The sequence below is a fragment of the Pantoea sp. X-Soil-ISGK-355 genome (assembly GCF_059730805.1).
The window spans coordinates 1,423,350-1,443,912 of sequence record NZ_AP035971.1 but is presented as its reverse complement, the minus strand read 5'-3'; the positions used below and the strand labels follow the sequence as shown (position 1 = coordinate 1,443,912).

The 20,563-nt window shown below is 53.6% G+C and carries 16 protein-coding genes; 9 read left to right on the top strand and 7 right to left on the bottom strand.

Translation table 11 applies throughout. From position 1 onward, the window contains the following. Positions 1–152: 152 nt before the first annotated feature. The 3 genes from pyrD to AC6I8J_RS06505 form a co-directional block, all read right to left on the bottom strand. Positions 153–1,163 (bottom strand): quinone-dependent dihydroorotate dehydrogenase, encoded by a 1,011-nt coding sequence (gene pyrD, locus AC6I8J_RS06515; RefSeq protein ID WP_497825185.1) that lies wholly within the window; start codon positions 1,161–1,163, stop codon positions 153–155. A gap of 134 nt (positions 1,164–1,297) precedes the next feature. Next, positions 1,298–2,599: a flippase gene (locus AC6I8J_RS06510; protein WP_013357342.1), complete on the bottom strand. Its 1,302-nt coding sequence runs from the start codon at positions 2,597–2,599 to the stop codon at positions 1,298–1,300. A gap of 101 nt (positions 2,600–2,700) precedes the next feature. Continuing rightward, complete coding sequence (locus AC6I8J_RS06505; RefSeq protein ID WP_222924257.1) at positions 2,701–3,681, bottom strand: glycosyltransferase family 2 protein; 981 nt, start codon at positions 3,679–3,681, stop codon at positions 2,701–2,703. Between the two features lie 749 nt (positions 3,682–4,430). Here AC6I8J_RS06505 and ssuE point away from each other — a divergent pair. The 5 genes from ssuE to ssuB are packed head-to-tail and all read left to right on the top strand — an operon-like array spanning position 4,431 to position 8,692. Next, a complete protein-coding gene (gene ssuE / locus AC6I8J_RS06500) occupies positions 4,431–4,982 on the top strand; it encodes an NADPH-dependent FMN reductase (RefSeq protein WP_013357340.1) in 552 nt (183 codons plus the stop codon). Between the two features lie 11 nt (positions 4,983–4,993). Continuing rightward, on the top strand, positions 4,994–5,947 hold the full coding sequence (locus AC6I8J_RS06495) for a sulfonate ABC transporter substrate-binding protein (protein WP_161735677.1): 954 nt from the start codon (positions 4,994–4,996) through the stop codon (positions 5,945–5,947). Between the two features lie 9 nt (positions 5,948–5,956). Next, positions 5,957–7,105 (top strand): FMNH2-dependent alkanesulfonate monooxygenase, encoded by a 1,149-nt coding sequence (gene ssuD, locus AC6I8J_RS06490; RefSeq protein WP_222924258.1) that lies wholly within the window; start codon positions 5,957–5,959, stop codon positions 7,103–7,105. A 10-nt stretch (positions 7,106–7,115) separates the two neighbouring features. Further along, positions 7,116–7,907 carry an aliphatic sulfonate ABC transporter permease SsuC gene (gene ssuC, locus AC6I8J_RS06485; protein ID WP_161735691.1) on the top strand — a complete coding sequence of 264 codons (792 nt, stop codon included), beginning with the start codon at positions 7,116–7,118 and terminating at the stop codon, positions 7,905–7,907. Beyond that, the gene (gene ssuB, locus AC6I8J_RS06480) at positions 7,904–8,692 is read left to right on the top strand and encodes an aliphatic sulfonates ABC transporter ATP-binding protein (RefSeq protein WP_098051042.1); all 789 of its coding nucleotides are present in this window, start codon (positions 7,904–7,906) and stop codon (positions 8,690–8,692) included. The genes ssuC and ssuB overlap by 4 nt, the downstream gene beginning before the upstream one ends. 35 nt (positions 8,693–8,727) lie before the next feature. Here the strand turns inward: ssuB and pepN are convergent, their stop codons facing one another. Continuing rightward, entirely contained in the window at positions 8,728–11,343 is a 2,616-nt protein-coding gene (gene pepN / locus AC6I8J_RS06475; RefSeq protein ID WP_161735683.1) for an aminopeptidase N, read from the bottom strand. Between the two features lie 243 nt (positions 11,344–11,586). Here pepN and pncB point away from each other — a divergent pair, with 243 nt between their 5' ends. The 4 genes from pncB to AC6I8J_RS06455 all read left to right on the top strand — a co-directional run bounded on the left by pncB (position 11,587) and on the right by AC6I8J_RS06455 (position 17,176). After that, positions 11,587–12,792 carry a nicotinate phosphoribosyltransferase gene (pncB, locus tag AC6I8J_RS06470; RefSeq protein ID WP_222924260.1) on the top strand — a complete coding sequence of 402 codons (1,206 nt, stop codon included), beginning with the start codon at positions 11,587–11,589 and terminating at the stop codon, positions 12,790–12,792. A gap of 156 nt (positions 12,793–12,948) precedes the next feature. Beyond that, positions 12,949–14,349, top strand: a complete 1,401-nt coding sequence (gene asnS / locus AC6I8J_RS06465; RefSeq protein WP_222924261.1) for an asparagine--tRNA ligase — start codon at positions 12,949–12,951, stop codon at positions 14,347–14,349. Between the two features lie 300 nt (positions 14,350–14,649). Then, positions 14,650–15,753, top strand: a complete 1,104-nt coding sequence (gene ompF, locus AC6I8J_RS06460; RefSeq protein WP_304621843.1) for a porin OmpF — start codon at positions 14,650–14,652, stop codon at positions 15,751–15,753. A 232-nt stretch (positions 15,754–15,985) separates the two neighbouring features. Beyond that, a complete protein-coding gene (locus tag AC6I8J_RS06455; RefSeq protein WP_161736084.1) occupies positions 15,986–17,176 on the top strand; it encodes an amino acid aminotransferase in 1,191 nt (396 codons plus the stop codon). A 66-nt stretch (positions 17,177–17,242) separates the two neighbouring features. Here the strand turns inward: AC6I8J_RS06455 and AC6I8J_RS06450 are convergent, their stop codons facing one another. The 3 genes from AC6I8J_RS06450 to ldtD form a co-directional block, all read right to left on the bottom strand. Further along, entirely contained in the window at positions 17,243–17,872 is a 630-nt protein-coding gene (locus tag AC6I8J_RS06450; RefSeq protein ID WP_161736085.1) for an MBL fold metallo-hydrolase, read from the bottom strand. A 39-nt stretch (positions 17,873–17,911) separates the two neighbouring features. Further along, positions 17,912–18,460, bottom strand: a complete 549-nt coding sequence (gene mepK, locus AC6I8J_RS06445) for a peptidoglycan L,D-endopeptidase MepK (RefSeq protein ID WP_010254972.1) — start codon at positions 18,458–18,460, stop codon at positions 17,912–17,914. A gap of 185 nt (positions 18,461–18,645) precedes the next feature. Further along, the gene (ldtD, locus tag AC6I8J_RS06440; protein WP_260057790.1) at positions 18,646–20,457 is read right to left on the bottom strand and encodes a L,D-transpeptidase; all 1,812 of its coding nucleotides are present in this window, start codon (positions 20,455–20,457) and stop codon (positions 18,646–18,648) included. Positions 20,458–20,563: the final 106 nt, after the last annotated feature.

Genomic DNA, 20,563 nt, shown 5'->3' with positions numbered 1-20,563 from the left:
GTGTGCCCTGTATTTACCGCTGCGCCAAAAATCGCGCAGAATTCAGCGAAAAAAGAAACATAAGGAAAAGCTGAAAAAGCGTGCAACAGGACAAAATATAAACGAGCCGAGGGGATAAATAAACCCCCCGGCCAATCATTGTGAGAATTGTCTTAGAGATGCGTAACGATATCTTTAATTAATCCTGGCCCCTGATAAATAAAGCCTGAATAAATCTGAACCAGCGTTGCGCCAGCGGCGATTTTTTCACGCGCACCGGTCAGAGAATCAATGCCGCCAACGCCGATAATGGGAAGACGCCCCTGCAGCTCCTGAGAGAGGCGCTGGATCACTGCCGTACTGCGCGACTGCACTGGCCGTCCACTTAATCCACCTGCTTCTTCAGCATGCTTAAGACCGCTTACCAGCGAACGATCGAGCGTGGTATTGCTGGCAATGACGCCATCAATCTGATGACGAATCAAACTGTCCGCGACCTGAATTAACTCCTCTTCAGAGAGATCGGGCGCAATTTTTACGGCCAGCGGAACATATTTCAGATGGCGCTTTTCAAGCTCTTTTTGTTTCTGTTTAATGGAAGAGAGCAAATCATCCAGCGCCTCACCATATTGCAGTGAACGCAAACCTGGCGTGTTAGGCGAGGAAATATTGATGGCGATATAACCGGCATGGGCATAGACCTTTTCCATGCAGATCAGATAATCCTCTTTGCCCTGCTCAACCGGCGTATCTTTATTTTTACCGATATTGATCCCAAGCACGCCGTTAAAACGCGCTTTTTTCACATTCTCAACCAGGTGGTCAACGCCCAGATTATTAAATCCCATCCGGTTGATAATGCCGCCCGCTTCCACCAGACGAAACATCCGCGGCTTATCATTACCTGCCTGGGCGCGCGGCGTGACGGTGCCGACTTCAACAAAACCAAAGCCCATCGCCGCAAACGCATCAATGCACTCGGCATTCTTATCCAGACCCGCAGCCAGGCCCAGGGCATTCTTAAAGGTCAGTCCCATGCAGGTGACCGGACGCGACGGCAGATTCTGGCGATAAAACAGCTCCAGCGGCGTGCCGTTCATAAAACGCAGTTGCTTAAAGGTGAGTTCGTGCGCGCGTTCGGGGTCGAGTTTAAACAGCGCCGGTCGGACGATAGGATAAAACATGCACTCTCCTGAAGGACGGAAGCAATCGTGAAAGTCGGTGCACGGGAAAATGTGCGCCAGAATGGTAAAGTGCTCTGGCGCAAAAGTAAATCGAAGGGCGGGGATGCAGAAAACTATATGAAAATGCTTTGATCTTAAACGGCGGAATCGTTTACGGGCTGGTTTTTCACTTCGGAAGGAAACAGATACTCCCGCAGGATGCCGTGACGCTGCATGATGCCAAAGATACCGAGACAGACAAACGCTTCAGCCCCTACCATCGACCACGCAGCACCGATAGCACCAAATTTCCACGCCAGGAAACAGCATAGCGGCACGTTTATCACGCCAGCGGCCATCATGACCCACATACGCTGACGCGCCAGACCGTGCGGGATGAGAATCTGTAATCCAGCCGGATAGGCAATGTTGCCGAACAGGAAGCAGAGCACGAAGACGCGCAGCACATCCGCCGACGGAATAAAGTCTTTACCCAGTAAAATAGAGACCACCAGGTCAGCAAAGAACCAGGTAAAGATCACAATCGACAGACTCAGTGAGAATGACAGCAGCAGGCTTTTGCGCGTTGCCGCAATGGCGGCACGTTTATCCCGACCAAACAGATGGCTGACACGCGGGAAGAAAGCACTGCCGATCTGCTCGGGTACGGAGTTAGCCGCTTTACGCAGACGATCCGCACCGTTGTAGATCCCGACCATATAAGTAGAGGTAAAGGAGGCCAGGATCACCACGTTGACGCTGTTAAACAGATTGGCACCCGCGATAGCAATAAACACATCCATGCTGTCGGTGATGCGCTGTTTGATTTCGCGCGGCTCAAAGCGGTAACGGCCAATGACCTTCATCTCCAGCACAAACTTCAGCGTAATCGCTGCACTGATGATGGAGACAGTGCCAGGGATCAGCGCCGCCAGCCAGGTATCCTGCGGGGATTTCACCAGCAAAAAGGTCAGTGGAATGGCACAGAAGTTACCGAAGGTGGCGATCATCGCCGTTTTACCCAGTTTCTCAAACCCCTGCATCAGCCAGCCGAATGAAAACAGCGAGCCTATCAGCGTGGTGCAGTTCGCCAGAATGATAAAAAACAGCGGATGCCAGGCGGGATTAAACCAGGTCGCCGTCAGTAACGTGCCACTGGTCACCACCAGCAGCATCAGCTTGGCGTTAAACGTTGACCAGAAAAGCTGACTGACGCGTTCCTTATCATCACGATGATGAGCAATGTCTTTAGTAGTAAAGACGTTGAATCCCCAGTCAGAGATGGTACTGCAATAGAGCACGCAGGCGATGGCCAGCGCCAGCGTCCCCATCTGCTCTACACCCAGAACGCGGGCAAGATAGGGCAGCGTGGCCAGCGGAAACAAAAATGATGCGCCGCGGTAGGCCAGCAGCGAGAAAATATTAATAACCAGACTTTTATCGAGTACTTTTGCCATGACGCAACAACCTTATACACATTGCATGTCTCACCTTCTCATTTCGCAAAGGCATAAACAATATCGCTTCACATTTTTCAGAATCAGGCTGCTTTTCAGAATCAGGCGGCGTTTTTCAGCTCTTTTTTGACCTTGTAATGCTGAAGTGCAATAAACAGTTCAGGCCGATTGAACAATAGCCACTCTTTAACGTTTTCTGTTTTCACATTGCGACCCATAAAGCGAATTGCGTTAAGCACATATTCCGGCACAGGCGTACGATTATAAAGTGATAAGTAGATCATCAGACGAAACGAGTGAATTAAATAGGCTTTTTCAAGCGTATCGCGCCACGCTGATTTAACCAGAGAGCCGGTTAACGTATTGTAGGCGTGCATAAAGGCATCATAACGCTGATAGAAAAACTCATTACTTTTGGTACTGTTCGTCAGTGAGCCGTTACGAATACGCTGTTTATAATAAACCTGATGGCTCACCCAGGCCTGCTGACTTTTCATAAAGCAGGAGAGCGTAAAATTGTGGTCTTCATGAACGCGTTTAACAAAGCGTAATTTATGCTGTTCAATAACACGTTTGCTGATGACATAGCTCCACGCCGCTGACGTATAGCTGCCGTTACGCAGCAGGCCCAATAAGACGTCCTGCGGTTTTTGCTGCCCAAAGTATTCGTGTCTGACTTTTGGCGAGGTGATATCAATATGGCCGTCGCGATAGACGCACGATTTAAAACAGAACAGATCCGTTTCAGGATGCTTTTCCGCCACCATGCTCAGTTCAGCGACCAACCCATCCGCCACGACGTCGTCTGGATCGCAGAAAAAGAGAAACTGACCCTTAGCCTGCTCAATACCCACATCACGTGCATGACCGGCACCACCATTCTCAGTCGTCATTATTTTCACCTGAGCAAGGTGTGCATAATTCTGTTCAAGTAAGGCTAATGTTCCATCGGTGGAGCCATCATTCACAATGATTATTTCATTGGGTGCTTTAACCTGACGTAATAATGAATCGACGCACTCCACAATATATTTTTCAACATTGTAGGTTGGAATAATCACTGATAATAAAGTGTCAGACATAGGCAATTCTCTGCTGTTAGAAAAAAGACAATACGAGTCACCTGCCAGATGCAGGGCCTGACCAGAGGCGAAACGTCGAAAAGAGTAATACGCTACTATTATGATAGCTTTGATTGAGCCTGATTATCTTAAACCGGTTATGCGAAAAAAGACCACTTGTAAAAATTATCTAAACGTTTCACCTGATTTTCACTGTTAAAAAAAGTGCATCTATAGCCCGCTGTAATGTTAAAACCGTTGAGGAATGATTTAAAATCCCCCCACAAAGCAGGCGTAACCAGATTCAGAAATCTGTAAGCGAACATCTGAAAAGATGAATATCTTCACTATTCCTTCATTTTTATTACAGTTTACTTTCTGCAATTAATCTTAATCTTTGGCGGATGCGGCCGCAGTTACGCTGATTCCGTGCCGCTTCAGAGGCTATTTTTTCAACCGTTTCGCTTTAACACCGCGTCATTCTCAGGAATGATTGATTAAGCAATCAGACGAAAGAGAATTTTTCTGATCAATCACCCCATTATGGCAATCTCATATCATACCCATTAATGAATTGCTCAGCTGCCAGCGCCTAATTTAAGAATTATCGGAAGCGGTAGTTTTATTCGCTGCTACAGGCACGTCTATTTGCAGTTTTTATCCTTGCTTTGCCGGATAAATCATTTAAGCCCACTCCACTGCTCTGACAGTATGAAGGCATAAGTTCTCAACATTAAATAATCAATAACTTTTAGTTATAAGGAGTGATAATGCGAGTTATTACGCTGGCAGGCAGCCCACGATTTCCCTCCCGCTCAACTTCATTACTGACGTTGTGTCAGCACAAACTGGAAGCTCGTGGCATTGAAGTCATTCCCTGGAATATTCACAACTTTCAGCCTGACGATCTGATTAATGCGCGCTTTGATGCACCCGCGCTGCTGGCCCTGCGTGACGATCTGGCCTCGGCTGATGGGCTGATTGTGGCAACACCTATCTATAAAGCGTCGTTTTCGGGCGCGCTGAAGACCCTGCTCGATCTGCTGCCTGAGCGCGCACTGGAGCATAAAGTTGTGTTACCACTCGCCAGCGGCGGCAGTGTCGGCCATATGCTGGCGCTGGACTACGCGCTGAAACCGGTTCTCAACGCGCTGAAAGCACAGGAAATTCTGCATGGGGTCTACGCCGAAGACAGCCAGGTCACGCATTACGATCGTCAGCCTGTACTGGAAGATTCACTGGCAGAGCGTCTTGATGAAGCCGTCTCCGCATTCTGGCTGGCGCTGACCCGTCATCACCATCCCGTTGCGCAGGCAGTATAAGGAAGCGATTGATGAAGCAGAGATTAGGAAAGTGGCTGGTGGCAGGACTGTTACTGGCTGGCCTTCAGGTACAGGCCGCTGAATCGGATCCGGCTGAGATTCGCATCGGCTATCAGAAAGGTTCAGTCAGCATGGTGCTGGCGAAGTCACATCAGTTGCTGGAGAAGCGTTTTCCCCATACTCAGATTAAGTGGATCGAGTTCCCGGCTGGCCCGCAAATGCTGGAAGCGCTGAACATTAACAGTATCGATCTCGGCAGTACCGGTGACCTTCCGCCACTGTTTGCCCAGGCCGCAGGCGCAGATCTGCTCTATGTCGGCTCGGAGCCGCCAAAACCGAAATCAGAAGTGATTCTGGTGCCGAAAAACAGCGCTCTGAAACAGGTCTCCGATCTGAAAGGCAAAAAAGTCGCTTTCCAGAAAGGCTCCAGTTCACACAATTTACTGCTGCGCGCATTACAGCAGGCGGGCCTCACGTTTAAAGACATCACGCCGGTTTATCTGACGCCAGCCGATGCGCGCGCTGCCTTCCAGCAGGGTGATGTGGATGCCTGGGCAATCTGGGATCCCTACTACTCTTCAGTACTGTTGCAGGGTAATTCGCGCCTGCTGATTGATGGCAGCTCACTGAATCTGACCGGGTCCTTCTATCTGGCGACGCGTAGCTATGCCGAAGCCCACGGCGCGTTTATCCAGCAGGTGCTGGACACCTTCAGCAGTGCCGACGCGCTGACGATCAGCCAGCCTAAGCAGAGCACCACGCTTCTTGCCCAGGCGATGGGCCTGTCTGAACCCGTTATTGCCAGCTATCTCAGCCATCGTCCACCCACCCGGATTTCGCCGGTCAGTGCTGAAACCGCAGCCGCACAGCAGCGTACCGCTGATCTGTTTTATGCCAATCATCTGTTGCCAGTCAAAGTGACGATTCAGGATCGCATCTGGCAACCGCATACCGTAACGCAGTAAGGAGCAATAATGAGCGTATCCATATTCTGGTTCCTGCCGACGCATGGCGACGGCCACTACCTTGGTACCGCCGAAGGCGCGCGACCGGTTGATCACGCCTATTTACAGCAGGTGGCGCAGGCCGCTGACCGTCTCGGCTTTGGTGGTGTATTAATCCCGACCGGCCGCTCCTGCGAAGATGCCTGGCTGGTTGCCGCCTCGCTGATCCCGGTGACGCAGCGCCTGCGTTTCCTGGTCGCGCTACGACCCGGCGTCATTTCACCGACTCAGGCGGCGCGTCAGGCTGCCACGCTGGATCGTCTCTCCAATGGCCGTGCGCTGTTCAATCTGGTGACCGGCGGCGATCCGGAAGAACTGGCGGGCGACGGCGTGTTCCTGGATCACCGTGAGCGTTACGCAGAATCTGCCGAGTTCACCCGCGTCTGGCGCCGGGTGCTGGAAGGCGAAACCGTCGATTACGAAGGCAAGCACGTGAAGGTTCGCGGCGCGCGTCTGATGTTTAAACCGGTGCAGCAGCCTCGCCCACCGCTGTGGTTTGGCGGCTCTTCTGAACCGGCTCAGGAACTGGCGGCCGAACAGGTCGATGTTTACCTTACCTGGGGCGAACCGCCTGCTCAGGTTAAAGAGAAGATTGATCAGGTGCGCGCGAAAGCGGCCGCGCAGGGACGTACGGTGCGGTTTGGTATCCGTTTGCATGTGATTGTGCGCGAAACCAACGAAGAGGCCTGGCAGGCCGCCGACCGGCTGATTGCCAATGTCGATGACGCCACTATTGCGAAGGCACAGGCAGCGTTCCAGCGGGCCGATTCTGTAGGGCAGCGCCGGATGGCCGCGCTGCACGGTGGTCGCCGCGACAAACTCGAAATCAGCCCGAATCTGTGGGCAGGTGTGGGTCTGGTACGCAGTGGAGCCGGTACAGCGCTGGTCGGTGATGGCCCAACCGTTGCCGCACGCATCAAAGAGTATGAAGCACTGGGCATTGAGACCTTTATCCTGTCAGGTTATCCGCATCTGGAAGAGGCTTATCGCGTCGGCGAACTGCTGTTCCCGCATCTTGATCTGCAGGTTCCACTCGTGCCTCAGCCGCGCGTCGTTCAGGCGCACGGTGAAGCGGTAGCCAACGATTTTACCCCTGAGAAAAAAGCCGCCCGGGGCTGAGGAGAGCATGATGGCCAGAACCCGAAAACGCCTTGCTGATACGCTGGTGCCGTGGCTATTGCCGACACTGCTTGTCGTGGTGTGGCAGATTGCTTCGCAAACCGGCTGGTTATCGAACCGTATTCTGCCCGCGCCGGAGAAAATTGTGACCACCTTCTGGCAGCTGACTGTCAGCGGTGAACTCTGGCAGCATCTGGCAATAAGCAGCTGGCGGGCACTGATCGGTTTCAGCATTGGCGGTTCGATCGGCCTGATACTTGGGCTGATCACCGGCACCTCAAAAACCGGTGAACGGCTGCTGGATACGTCGGTGCAGATGCTGCGCAATGTGCCACATCTGGCGCTGATCCCGTTGGTGATCCTCTGGTTCGGTATCGACGAGTCCGCCAAAATCTTTCTGGTGGCGCTGGGCACGCTGTTTCCGATCTACCTGAATACCTATCACGGCATCCGCAATATCGATCGCGGACTGGTTGAGATGGCACGCAGCTATGGCCTCTCCGGCTGGAGCCTGTTTATCCAGGTGATCCTGCCCGGCGCACTGCCAAATATTATGGTCGGCGTGCGTTTTGCGCTGGGTCTGATGTGGCTGACGCTGATTGTCGCTGAAACCATCTCCGCCAACGCGGGCATCGGCTATCTGGCAATGAACGCACGTGAATTCCTGCAGACCGATGTGGTGGTGGTCGCCATCATTCTCTATGCCCTGCTCGGCAAACTGGCGGATGTCGCCGCGTTGTTACTGGAACGCGTCTGGCTGCGCTGGCACCCCGCTTACCAACTGAAGGAGGAGAACGCATGAGCCAGACTCTCTCACCAGCCCGCCTTAACACTGGCACGCCGGTTGGCGTTAACGGCGTCAGCAAACAGTATGGCAGTCGTACCATTCTCAATAAGATCGACCTGCATATTCCTTCGGGTCAGTTTGTGGCGGTAGTGGGTCGCAGCGGCTGCGGCAAAAGCACCCTGTTGCGCCTGCTGGCCGGACTTGAACAAAGCTCCAGCGGTGAACTGCTGGCAGGGAATACGCCGCTGCAGTCAGCACGCGACGATACCCGCCTGATGTTTCAGGATGCACGACTGCTGCCGTGGAAAAAAGTCATTGATAACGTCGGGCTGGGCCTGCGCGGCCGCGAATGGCGCAGCGCAGCGATGGATGCCCTGACGGCGGTGGGACTGGCCGATCGCGCCAATGAGTGGCCGGCTGCACTCTCTGGTGGACAGAAACAACGCGTGGCGCTGGCCCGAGCGCTGATTCATCGGCCCGGCTTACTGCTGCTGGATGAACCACTGGGGGCGCTGGATGCCCTGACACGCATTGAAATGCAGGGATTGATTGAGTCACTGTGGCAACAACATCATTTTACCGTGCTGCTGGTCACGCATGATGTCAGTGAAGCGGTCGTGATGGCGGATCGTGTGTTGTTGATCGAAGAGGGAGAAATCGGTCTGGATCTGCTGGTAGATTTGCCGCGACCACGACGTCGTGGGTCTGCGCGGCTGGCCGAGCTGGAAGCAGAGGTACTGGATCGGGTGATGCAGCGTACGGAACGACCGCAGCCGGTACGTTACGCGCAGCAGCGCTGAAAAAGAGAGCGTCTCAGACGCTCCCTTTTTTATTATCAGGCGTTCAGTGCCCGGGTAATTTTTTCGTAGAGATCGCCAGAGAGTTTATCCAGTTCCAGCAGTTGCTCCAGCGCCTGACGCATCATCGCCTGACGGCCTTCGTCATAACGTTTCAGACGAATCAGCGGCTCCACCATTCGTGCCGCAACCTGCGGATTGCGGGTGTTCAGATCGGTGAGCATCTCCACCAGGAACTTATAACCGCTGCCATCTTTAGCATGGAATGCGGCCGGGTTAGCCGAGGCAAAAGCCCCCACCAGCGAGCGAACGCGGTTTGGATTACTCATGGTGAAGGAGCGATGATTCAGCAGCTGACGCACGTTGCGCATCACGTTGGCAGCCGGGCTGGTCGCCTGCAGCACAAACCATTTATCCATCACCAGACCGTCCTGATGCCAGCGCTCATCGTAAGCTGCCAGCAGCGCATCACGGCACGGTAACTGTGCCGCAACAGCAGCGGAAAGCGCCGCCAGCGCATCGGTCATGTTGGTCGCCTGGTGATACTGCGTCTGCACCAGTTTATCCGCCAGCTGCGCATCGCTGAAGGCAAGATAGGTCAGGCAGATATTTTTCAGGCTGCGCTGACCAATCGCGTCATGCTCCACGCGATATTCAGGCTGCTGATTGGCGTTGTAGATCGCAAAGAACTCATCGGCCAGTTCACGTGCCAGTGTGCGTTGCAGGGCATCACGCACCAGCGCAATCGCCTGCGGATCGATAGTGTCAAACAGCTCGGCAATCTCATTTTCTGACGGCAGCGTCAGGATCAGCGCGGTCAGGGCCGGGTCACAGTCGGTATCGAGCAGCACCGCGCGGAAAGCATCGGCAACATGCAGCGGCAGCGACAGATGCTGGCCCTGCTGATAGCGGGCGACATTCAGACGGATATAGGTCGCCAGCAGGCTCTGAGCCGCATCCCAGCGGGAGAAGTCATTGCGTGCATGACGCATCAGGAAGGTGAGCTGAGCATCACTCCATTTGTAATCGAGCTTCACCGGGGCGGAGAATTCACGCAGTAGCGACGGCACAGGCTGGAAGTAGACATTATCGAAAATAAAGGTCTGGAACTCTTCGGTGACATTCAGCACATGATGCACCGGATGGCCGTTATTCTGCAGCGGGATCACCTTGCCTTCACCGTCATATAGCTCGATATCCAGCGGGATATGCAGCGGCAGCTTCTCTTTCTGATCGGCAGTTGCAGGGGTGTGCTGCGTGACGTGCAGCGTATACTGCTCCAGCTCCGGGTTGTAATCATCGCGCACCGTCAGTACCGGCGTACCGGACTGGCTGTACCAGCGGCGGAACTGCGACAGATCGATATTTGAGGCATCTTCCATCGCCTGAACAAAGTCATCACAGGTGGCGGCGCTGCCGTCATGGCGATCAAAATAGAGCTTCATGCCCTTCTGGAAATTCTCTTCACCCAGCAGGGTGTGCATCATACGGATGACCTCTGACCCTTTTTCATACACCGTCAGGGTATAGAAGTTGTTCATCTCAATGACCTGATCCGGACGGATCGGGTGTGCCATCGGGCTGGCATCTTCGGCGAACTGCGCGCCGCGTACGATACGCACGTTATCGATGCGGTTCACCGCACGTGAACCCAGATCGGAGCTGAACTCCTGATCGCGGAACACGGTCAGCCCCTCTTTCAGGCTGAGCTGGAACCAGTCGCGGCAGGTCACGCGGTTACCGGTCCAGTTGTGGAAATATTCGTGACCGATAACCGCCTCAATGCCAAGGTAATCTTTGTCCGTCGCCGTTTCCGCTTTCGCCAGCACATATTTGGCGTTGAAGACGTTAAGGCCTTTGTTCTCCATGGCGCCCATGTTGAAGAAGTCCACTGCGACGATCATAAAGATGTCGAGGTCATACTCCAGGCCGAAACGCTCTTCATCCCACTTCATACTATTTTTCAGCGAGGTCATCGCCCAGTCGGCACGATCGAGGTTACCGCGATCGACGAAGATCTCCAGCGCCACATCACGGCCTGAACGGGTGGTGAAGCTGTCGCGCAGCACGTCGAAATCGCCCGCCACCAGCGCAAACAGGTAGCACGGTTTCGGGAACGGATCCTGCCACTTCACCCAGCTGCGACCCTGCTCATCCCGGCCGCTGTCAATCCGGTTACCGTTGGAGAGCAGGAATGGATAACGCTCACCATTGGCATAAATGGTGGTGGTAAAACGTGCCAGCACATCAGGGCGATCGAGATACCAGGTAATATGACGGAAGCCTTCAGCCTCACATTGGGTGCAGAGCGCCTCGCCCGATTTGTACAGCCCTTCCAGCGCGGTGTTCTGATCCGGATGAATATCATTGATGATTTTCAGGGTGAAGCTGTCCGGCAGCTGGCTGATGACCAGTGCGCCCTCTTCTTCACGGAAGGCCGTCCAGGCTTGCCCGTCGACCTCCAGCGCAATCAGCGTTAACGCTTCGCCGTCCAGTCGCAGCTCAGCCTGGCTGTCGCCCACGCGTTTAACCTGGCTGATGGCCGTTACACGGGTCGTCGACGCATCCAGTTCAAAAGTTAAATCGATATCGGTGATGGTGTAATCGGGTGCACGGTAGTCGTGGCGATACTTGATTTGGGGCTGTTGCGTCATATTGCGTCTCGCGTTGTTATAAGTTTACCGGCAAAGTCTAAGCTTGTTACTACAAGCTTGCCACGCACAATGCACCTAAAGGGTGAAATGGCTACACTTTGTTAACAAAGGCACAGATTGGCCTCGACCCGCCCGACTGAAATATGCTGTGATCGGCTTCAGATAGTGAATTATACTTTTGCGTCTTTATGACTGTGTACAACACCGGGCACTGCGCCACCGAACAGGATGCTGAAACGCGCCATGACAGGACATGCTTCCCCGATACTGACCTCCCTGCTGGATACGGACGCCTATAAACTCCATATGCAGCAGGCCGTTTTCCACCGCTATCATGACGTAACGGTGGCGGCGGAGTTTCGCTGCCGCGGCGACGAACTACTGGGTCTCTACGCTGACGAAATTCGTGACGCGATTACTGCCATGCAACACCTGGCGCTGACTGATGATGAAGCGACCTGGTTATCCCGCCTTCCCTTCTTCCGGCAGGATTACCTCAGCTGGTTGCGCCAGTTCCGCTATAACCCGGAGCAGGTTGAGGTGCGCAATCACCATGGCAAACTGGAACTTCGTATCCAGGGGCCGTGGCGGGAGGTGATCATGTGGGAGGTGCCGCTACTGGCGCTGATCAGTGAGATTGTGCATCGTCATCGCACGCCGCAGGTCACCACTCAGCAGGCGATCGACCATTTGCATCAGAAACTCGGCGACTTTAAGACGCAGGTAGCGGATCTGGATATGTCGCGCTTCCGCCTGATGGATTTCGGCACCCGTCGCCGCTATTCGCAGGATGTGCAGCAGGCGATTGTCTCCACACTGAAACAGGATTTTCCGTGGCTGATTGGCACCAGTAATTATGATCTGGCGCGCCGTCTGTCTCTGACGCCGGTCGGTACTCAGGCGCATGAGTGGTTCCAGGCCTTCCAGCAAATCAGCCCGGTTCTCGCCAACAGTCAGCGTGCTGCGCTGCAGGCCTGGCTGGACGAGTATGACGATCAGCTGGGTATCGCGCTGACCGATTGCATCGCGATGGATGCGTTCCTGCGCGATTTCGGTCCGATGTTTGCCCGCCGCTACCAGGGGCTGCGTCACGACTCCGGCGATCCGGTTGAATGGGGCGAGAAAGCACTGGCTCATTATCAGAAGCTGGGTATCGATCCGCAAAGTAAACATCTGGTCTTTTCTGACAACTTAAATCTCGACAAAGCGCTGGCGCTTTATCGCCACTTTGGTCAGCGGACGAATGTCGTGTTCGGCATCGGTACCCGCCTGACCTGCGATATTCCGGGCGTAACGCCACTGAACATCGTTATCAAGCTGGTGCAGTGCAACGGCAAGCCAGTAGCGAAACTTTCAGACAGCCCGGGCAAAACCATCTGCCAGGATAAGGCTTTTGTCAAAGCGCTGCGAAAAGCCTTTGATCTGCCGCTGGTGAAAAAAGCGAGTTAAACCTCTTCTTATCGGGGCGTTGATGCGCCCCGCCTCTGCTGTAATAAATCCGCTTTCCCCCTGAATTTTGCTTGTTTCCTGAAGACTCACAAGTAACATAGCAAAACCCCGGATGGGGCAACTTTTAACTCACTTCTTCTATATAGAGAGATATTTATGAGCGTAGTGCCTGTAGCGGACGTACTGCACGGTCGCGTCGCGGTTGACAGTGAAGTCACCGTACGTGGTTGGGTGCGTACCCGAAGAGATTCCAAAGCCGGTCTTTCCTTCATCGCTGTCTATGACGGCTCCTGCTTTAATCCCGTTCAGGCTGTCGTCAATAATTCTCTGAATAATTATCAGGATGAAGTGCTGCGTCTGACCACGGGCTGTTCCGTCATCGTGACCGGTAAAGTGGTGGCGTCGCCGGGTCAGGGCCAGGCGTTTGAAATTCAGGCGACCAGCCTGGAAGTCGTCGGCTGGGTAGAAGATCCGGACAGCTACCCGATGGCGGCGAAGCGTCACAGCATCGAGTATCTGCGCGAAGTGGCACACCTGCGTCCACGCACTAACCTGATTGGCGCGGTCGCCCGCGTTCGCCATACTCTGGCGCAGGCGCTGCATCGCTTCTTCCATGAAAATGGCTATTTCTGGGTTTCCACTCCGCTGATCACTGCATCCGATACCGAAGGTGCTGGCGAAATGTTCCGTGTCTCGACGCTGGATATGGAAAACCTGCCGCGTAATGATCAGGGCAAAGTCGACTTCAGCGAAGATTTCTTTGGCAAAGAAGCCTTCCTGACTGTTTCCGGTCAGCTGAACGGCGAAACCTATGCCAGCGCCCTGTCGAAGATCTACACCTTCGGCCCGACGTTCCGCGCAGAGAATTCCAACACCAGCCGCCATCTGGCGGAATTCTGGATGCTGGAGCCGGAAATCGCCTTTGCCTCACTGGATGATGCGGCTGCACTGGCCGAAGCAATGCTGAAGTATGTCTTCAACGCGGTGCTGGAAGAGCGTGCCGATGACATGGCGTTCTTCGCTGAGCGCGTGGATAAAGATGCCGTTGAGCGTCTTCAGCGTTTCATTACCACCGATTTTGCCCAGGTCGACTACACCGACGCGGTTGAGATCCTGATGAACTGCGGTCAGACCTTCGAAAACCCGGTTTCCTGGGGTATCGATCTCTCCTCAGAGCATGAGCGTTACCTGGCCGAGAAACACTTTAAAGCGCCGGTGGTGGTGAAAAACTATCCGAAAGACATTAAAGCGTTCTATATGCGCCTGAACGAGGATGGCAAAACCGTGGCGGCGATGGATGTTCTGGCGCCAGGCATTGGTGAGATCATCGGCGGTTCACAGCGTGAAGAGCGTCTGGATGTCCTGGACGCACGTCTGGAAGAGATGGGTCTGAATAAAGAAGATTACTGGTGGTATCGTGACCTGCGTCGCTACGGTACTGTGCCACATTCAGGTTTCGGACTGGGCTTTGAACGTTTAATCGCCTATGTGACTGGCGTGCAAAATGTCAGGGACGTTATCCCCTTCCCGCGCACGCCACGCAATGCAAGTTTCTAAAATTCAGCATTAAATATAAGAAATTCATATATATAAAGAGGTCGGCACTGCCGGCCTTTTTTTATTTTTGTAAATTTTGAGTTCTCTCACAAAGTTCCGTATTTTTTACATTTTGTAATACATATTTTCTTACTGAAACAAGATTACGAGTTTAGTAGCATTTAAGCGCTAGAATTACGGCGGGTGGGATGGAAAGATGCGTGCAGACACAGGAAGACACCAAACTTCGCTCAGGGTTCTGTAAAGATTTCCTGACGGCAGTGGCAGGTGTACAAATAACTCCAATGAGGGTAATGAATAATGATGAAGCGCAATATTCTTGCAGTGGTTATCCCTGCTCTGTTAGCCGCCGGCGCAGCAAACGCTGCAGAAATCTATAACAAAGACGGCAACAAACTGGACCTGTACGGTAAAGCAGTCGGCCTGCACTACTTCTCTGATAACGATGGCAGCGATGGCGACAAGTCATACGTTCGTTTCGGCTTCAAAGGTGAAACTCAGATTAATGACCAACTGACCGGTTACGGCCAGTGGGAATACAACATTCAGGCTAACAACTCTGAAGGTTCCGACGCACAGAATAACAACAAAACCCGTCTGGGCTTTGCCGGTCTGAAATTCGGTGATGCTGGCTCAATCGACTACGGCCGTAACTACGGTGTGGTTTACGATGCAATCGGCTGGACCGATATGCTGCCAGAGTTCGGTGGCGACTCAGGATACTCAGATAACTTCATGAACGGTCGTAGCACCGGCCTGCTGACCTACCGCAACACCAACTTCTTTGGTCTGGTAGATGGCTGGGACTTCGCAGTTCAGTATCAGGGCAAAAACGAGCGTAGTGACATTCGTCGTGCTAACGGCGACGGCTGGGGTCTCTCAACCTCTTACGTTTCACCAATCGGCGTAGGTGTTGTTGGTGCTTATAGCAGCAGCGATCGTACTGATGCACAGGCAGCCGGTGTTGCTGCTAACGGTACAGTTGTTGGTCAGGGCAAACGCGCTGAAAACTGGGCAACTGGTCTGAAATATGATGCGAACAATGTTTACCTGGCTGCTTACTACGGTGAAACCCGTAACTCAACGCCATTTGACTTAACAATTGCTCCTGGCACCACCACCACTGCATTCGCTAACAAGGCTCAGAACATTGAATTGGTTGCACAGTACCAGTTCGACTTCGGCCTGCGTCCTTCCGTTGCTTACGTGCAGTCTAAAGGCAAGGACATTGAAGGCGTGGGCGATGCTGACCTGGTTAAATACATTGACGTTGGCGCGACTTACTACTTCAACAAAAACATGTCTACCTATGTGGACTATCAGATCAACCAGCTGGATGACAACAACCGTCTGGGTCTGAACACAGACGACGTGGTTGGTGTTGGCCTGGTTTACCAGTTCTAATTCCGCTTTAAACATGTTGAAAAACGGGGCTACGGCCCCGTTTTTTATGGCTGCTATTCCCAACAGGTGCGTTTTTCCCCGAGCCGTTACCTCGCTTTAATCACTACCTTTCTCCGTCGCGCAATCCACACTGCAAAATGTATGAATTTGTCTCGCAAACGGTTGGCATTTGTCTGGCCGGACGCTAACCTGAGAGCCCTCTTGCTAAAGTTCACGCTAATGGACCTGACACATGTTTGAATCGATCTCTGCTGCACCCGCCGATCCTATTCTTGGACTGGCCGATCTGTTTCGTGCTGATGACCGCCCTGAAAAAATCAATCTGGGTATCGGCGTTTATAAAGACGAAACCGGCAAGACCCCGGTACTGACCAGTGTTAAAAAAGCTGAGCAATACCTGCTGGAAAATGAAACCACCAAAAACTATCTCAGCATTGATGGGCTGGCGGATTTTGCCCGCTGCACGCAGGCCCTGCTGTTCGGCAACCAGAGTCCGCTAATCACCGCTGGCCGCGCCCGCACGGCTCAGACACCGGGTGGTACAGGTGCGCTACGCGTTGCAGCCGATTTCCTCGCCACGCAAACATCGGTGAAGCGGGTCTGGATAAGCAATCCAAGCTGGCCAAATCACAACAACGTGTTTAAGGCTGCCGGTCTTGAGGTCTGTGAATACCACTATTACGACCCGGCAAACCATACGCTGGATTTCGATGGCATGCTGGCGTCACTGAAACAGGTTCAGCCAGGCGACGTGGTGCTGTTCCACGGCTGCTGCCATAACCCGACCGGTATCGACCCGACCGCCGGGCAGTGGCAACAGCTGGCGCAGCTGTCACAGGCCAATGGCTGGCTGCCGTTGTTCGACTTCGCTTACCAGGGCTTTGCCCGTGGTCTGGATGAAGATGCAGAAGGCCTGCGCATATTTGCCGCCTCGCATCAGGAACTGATCGTCGCCAGCTCTTACTCCAAGAACTTCGGTCTGTATAACGAACGTGTTGGTGCCATCACGCTGGTTGCCGCCGATGCGAGCGTGGCAGATACCGCGTTCAGTCAGGTGAAGTACACCATTCGCGCGAACTACTCCAATCCGCCTGCACATGGCGCCGCCATCGTCGCCACCATTCTGGGCAATGATACCCTGCGTACCATCTGGGAGCAGGAGCTGTCGGACATGCGTCAGCGCATTCAGCGCATGCGTCAGCTCTTCGTAAATACTCTGGCGGAAAAAGGCGCACAGCGCGACTTCAGCTTTATTATTAAGCAGAACGGTATGTTCTCCTTCAGTGGCCTGACCAAAGACCAGGTTATTCGCCTGCGTGAAGAGTTTGGCGTCTACGCGGTGAACTCAGGGCGGGTGAATGTGGCGGGCATGACGCCAGACAATATGTCGGCGCTGTGCGAAGCGATTGTCGCGGTGCTGTAACGCTGTCGACGAAACAAAAATGGGCCTGATGGCCCATTTTTTATTGCACGGAAAATGGCGGATTATTTACTGCAGGAAAGGATTGCTGATGCGTTCATGCCCCAGCGTAGAAATCGGGCCGTGACCGGGAAGAAAAGTCACATCATCGCCCAGCGGCAGTAATTTTGTGCGGATAGCCTCGATGAGCTGCTGATGATCGCCCTGTGGGAAGTCAGTACGCCCAACACCACCATTAAAAATCACGTCGCCTGAAATCAGTAATTGTCCTGGCCGGTCAAAGAACACGACATGGCCAGGTGAATGTCCCGGGCAGTGCAGAACGTCCAGCGTGATCAGCCCGACCTGCACGCTCTCTCCCTCTTCCAGCCAGCGATCGGGGGTAAACGGCGCGCACTCGTCAAGTCCGAACATCCGGCTCTGAGTTGGCAGCGCTTCAAGCCAGAAGGCATCGCGCTTTTGCGGTCCAACAATCGGAATCTGATAAAATGCTGCCAGTTCAACAGCGGCCCCGACATGATCAAGGTGTCCATGTGTCAGCAGAATCTGAGCGGGTTTAAGTTTAAGCTGTTCCAGCGTTTGTTTGATCAGTCCGGCATCGCCGCCTGGGTCGACCAGTGCGGCTTCGCGAGTCGTGTCGCACCAGATAACTGAGCAGTTCTGGGCAAAAGCGGTAACAGGAATAATGTGGTAATTCATAACGCTCCATGACCGGCTCACGCAGCGTTGCCGGTGTCACTACCAGTGCCTGATCGGACCGGTATCAATATGTACAAAGTTACTGCGGGGATAATATCCTACACCACCCGCACGCAGAGATAACGCCGCTTTGCGTACATTCGCCAGCGAAACGCCTTCAATATGAAAATCCATCGCCTGGCCTTTGGTGTGATAGCTGTGTTTCGCGACTCCCGGACCGCTCTCACGTAACATGTTGTTGGTTGCCAGTGAACGATAGCCAGAAACCAGCTGTATCGGTTTACGCATACCCAGCAGCGCCTGCAGGCGAAAAATCTGGTCAAACAGATGTGGATCGATGCTTTTCACTTTGTTGGCGCGATAGTCACGGAAAAAATGATTTAATCGTGACAGCTCATCCTTGTCGTAACTCTTACCATTAAAAAACTCAGTTTTAAGGGTTTCACCGGTGTGAAGATTATTAAGCATCAATACACGCGGGCGAGACGTTGAAAGCGAGGCCCTTGCAGAAGCTGGCAATAATGCCAGTCCGGCGGCGGCACTACCGCACAGCAGTAGTTTGCGACGAAAAGAATCAATAGTAGACATGTAACGGTTTACCTGAGAGTGGAGCCATAGAAATGTGCAAAAAGCGCACAGGCCGAACCATAACTTTCTCTCAGAGAAGCGTCAACCCATCTGCCATGAGTTTGCGAGGCGATCCCCTGAGGGATCGCCATTTGATAAGATTTTTCTTTAATAAGGATTTGCGGGGAACGATTTAAAATCAATTACTAGAGCAGTAATTGCTCGGCCCGACTCAGAGCCTGACTGCCCGAACGGGCGGTGTCATCATAATTGTAAATATCTGTGCGGAACTGCGGTTTGCCATCATCAGCGACCCACGCCGTCAGATAATAGAGATTGACCGGAATGCGGTGGCGAATCGGCACATAGCGGGTGTCACCCTCTTTCAACGTACTGGAAATTCGGGAGTCGTTCCAGCCCGCATCCTGCAGCAATAAGCCTGCCAGCTCAGACGCTTTGTTCACCCGCACACAACCTGAACTGAGCGCACGGATATCACGCTGGAACAGGTTATGGTTTGGCGTGTCATGCAGGTAGATCGCATCTGAACTCGGCATATTAAATTTATACCGGCCCAGCGCATTCGCCACGCCCGGGGCCTGAATCAATCGGTAAGGGAACGATGAGGCGGTGACCATGCGCCAGTCGATCATGCTGGGATCAATTACTTCAGCATCTGCGCTCCAGCCTGACAGCAGGGTATACCCATGCTTATAAAGATAGGTTGGATCCTGCTTCACCTTTGGAATGATGTCTTTACGCACCAGGGTTGTCGGCACATTCCACGGCGGGTTAAGCACGACATTATTCAGCGCACTGCGCATAAGTGGCGTTTTACGATCGGGACGACCGACGATAACGCGCGATGAAAGAATTTTGTTGCCGTTGTTGTAATAGATCAGCGAATAGTTGGCGATGTTCACCATAATGCCGTTGTGCATATCGTCCGGCAGCAGACGCAGGCGCTGAATATTCAGCGCCAGCAGAGAAGCACGCATCTGCGGAGAGACGTTAAGCCACTGCCGTGTTCTGGCACCGATAGCGCCATCGCCATCCAGTCCCTGCCAATGCTGGAAACGCTTCACACCGGCCACCAGCGTCTCGTCATAGACATTGGCGGTATTCCCGTCCAGCGTCTGACCCTGGACATTACCCGGTGACTGCGGTGATGGCGTAAGCAGATTAGTGACTGGCGTAGCGGAAGGACTCACCGCGACAGGCTGGTCGCTGTGCGTCACCGGCGACGGCGCGACAGGCACCGCATCGTCATCCGGTGCGGGCGCGTTAACCTGTGCCGTTAACATGCCGCTGCGCTGCAGAATTTCACGCAGGGCTGGAACGTCATCACTGACCTGGCCGGGACGCAGGGTTTCACTGCTTTTCAGTTGTGGCCAGGGCTGCTTATCGCTGAGCAACGTTTTCAGCGCGGCGTGCATAGGCTGATACTGTGGGTGCTGCGGCTGTAATGAGGCAATAAACGTGTTATCAGAACCCGCATTGACCGCGTTCTGCCACTGATTCACGACCGCGATCGACGGCTGTGTCAGCCTGTAAGGAACGTTGCTGTAGAGCCACGTTTCACCCTGTGTCGGCACATTTGAAACAAACTGCAGATAACCCAGCATTGCATCGGAGAGCGCGACATCGCGGGCAAAGCCGGTAATAGCCGGATTCGTCAGACGCTCAATCCAGCGCGTGAACTGTGGCTGAACACCTGAAAGCGCCACCTCAGCCAGCTGCTGCTGAAATTTTTGCACCGCCTGAGCATCCTGCCAGAGCGGCTGCATATGGCGGGATGCATAGAGCGTCGCCAGCGGTGCCAGATAAAACGGCTGATCGGCGCTGGAAAATGCCTGCCGGATGCGTTGCTGACTTTCGGAAACGGAGATAGCCGCCTGCGTTGTCCCGGGCAAAGCGGCGATGACAGCGGCCTGCGGTAGCGTAAATGGAACAACGGTTAGCGCCAGCGCTAACAATGATAGAACGCGATGATGATTTAATTTTTTTACCAGCAACATCCCTGCCCCCTTGTTTTTCAACTTCGCAGTGTTCCCTGTATCCACTGCGACCGCGCCGTGACTCATCATGTGAGTATACAAACAAAAACGGCATTTGCCTCATGCG

Coding starts and splice junctions, on each gene's coding strand:
- pyrD (WP_497825185.1), bottom strand. CDS start 1,163: ATGTTTTATCCTATCGTCCGACCGGCGCTGTTTAAACTCGACCCCGAA.
- AC6I8J_RS06510 (WP_013357342.1), bottom strand. CDS start 2,599: ATGGCAAAAGTACTCGATAAAAGTCTGGTTATTAATATTTTCTCGCTG.
- AC6I8J_RS06505 (WP_222924257.1), bottom strand. CDS start 3,681: ATGTCTGACACTTTATTATCAGTGATTATTCCAACCTACAATGTTGAA.
- ssuE (WP_013357340.1), top strand. CDS start 4,431: ATGCGAGTTATTACGCTGGCAGGCAGCCCACGATTTCCCTCCCGCTCA.
- AC6I8J_RS06495 (WP_161735677.1), top strand. CDS start 4,994: ATGAAGCAGAGATTAGGAAAGTGGCTGGTGGCAGGACTGTTACTGGCT.
- ssuD (WP_222924258.1), top strand. CDS start 5,957: ATGAGCGTATCCATATTCTGGTTCCTGCCGACGCATGGCGACGGCCAC.
- ssuC (WP_161735691.1), top strand. CDS start 7,116: ATGGCCAGAACCCGAAAACGCCTTGCTGATACGCTGGTGCCGTGGCTA.
- ssuB (WP_098051042.1), top strand. CDS start 7,904: ATGAGCCAGACTCTCTCACCAGCCCGCCTTAACACTGGCACGCCGGTT.
- pepN (WP_161735683.1), bottom strand. CDS start 11,343: ATGACGCAACAGCCCCAAATCAAGTATCGCCACGACTACCGTGCACCC.
- pncB (WP_222924260.1), top strand. CDS start 11,587: ATGACAGGACATGCTTCCCCGATACTGACCTCCCTGCTGGATACGGAC.
- asnS (WP_222924261.1), top strand. CDS start 12,949: ATGAGCGTAGTGCCTGTAGCGGACGTACTGCACGGTCGCGTCGCGGTT.
- ompF (WP_304621843.1), top strand. CDS start 14,650: ATGATGAAGCGCAATATTCTTGCAGTGGTTATCCCTGCTCTGTTAGCC.
- AC6I8J_RS06455 (WP_161736084.1), top strand. CDS start 15,986: ATGTTTGAATCGATCTCTGCTGCACCCGCCGATCCTATTCTTGGACTG.
- AC6I8J_RS06450 (WP_161736085.1), bottom strand. CDS start 17,872: ATGAATTACCACATTATTCCTGTTACCGCTTTTGCCCAGAACTGCTCA.
- mepK (WP_010254972.1), bottom strand. CDS start 18,460: ATGTCTACTATTGATTCTTTTCGTCGCAAACTACTGCTGTGCGGTAGT.
- ldtD (WP_260057790.1), bottom strand. CDS start 20,457: ATGTTGCTGGTAAAAAAATTAAATCATCATCGCGTTCTATCATTGTTA.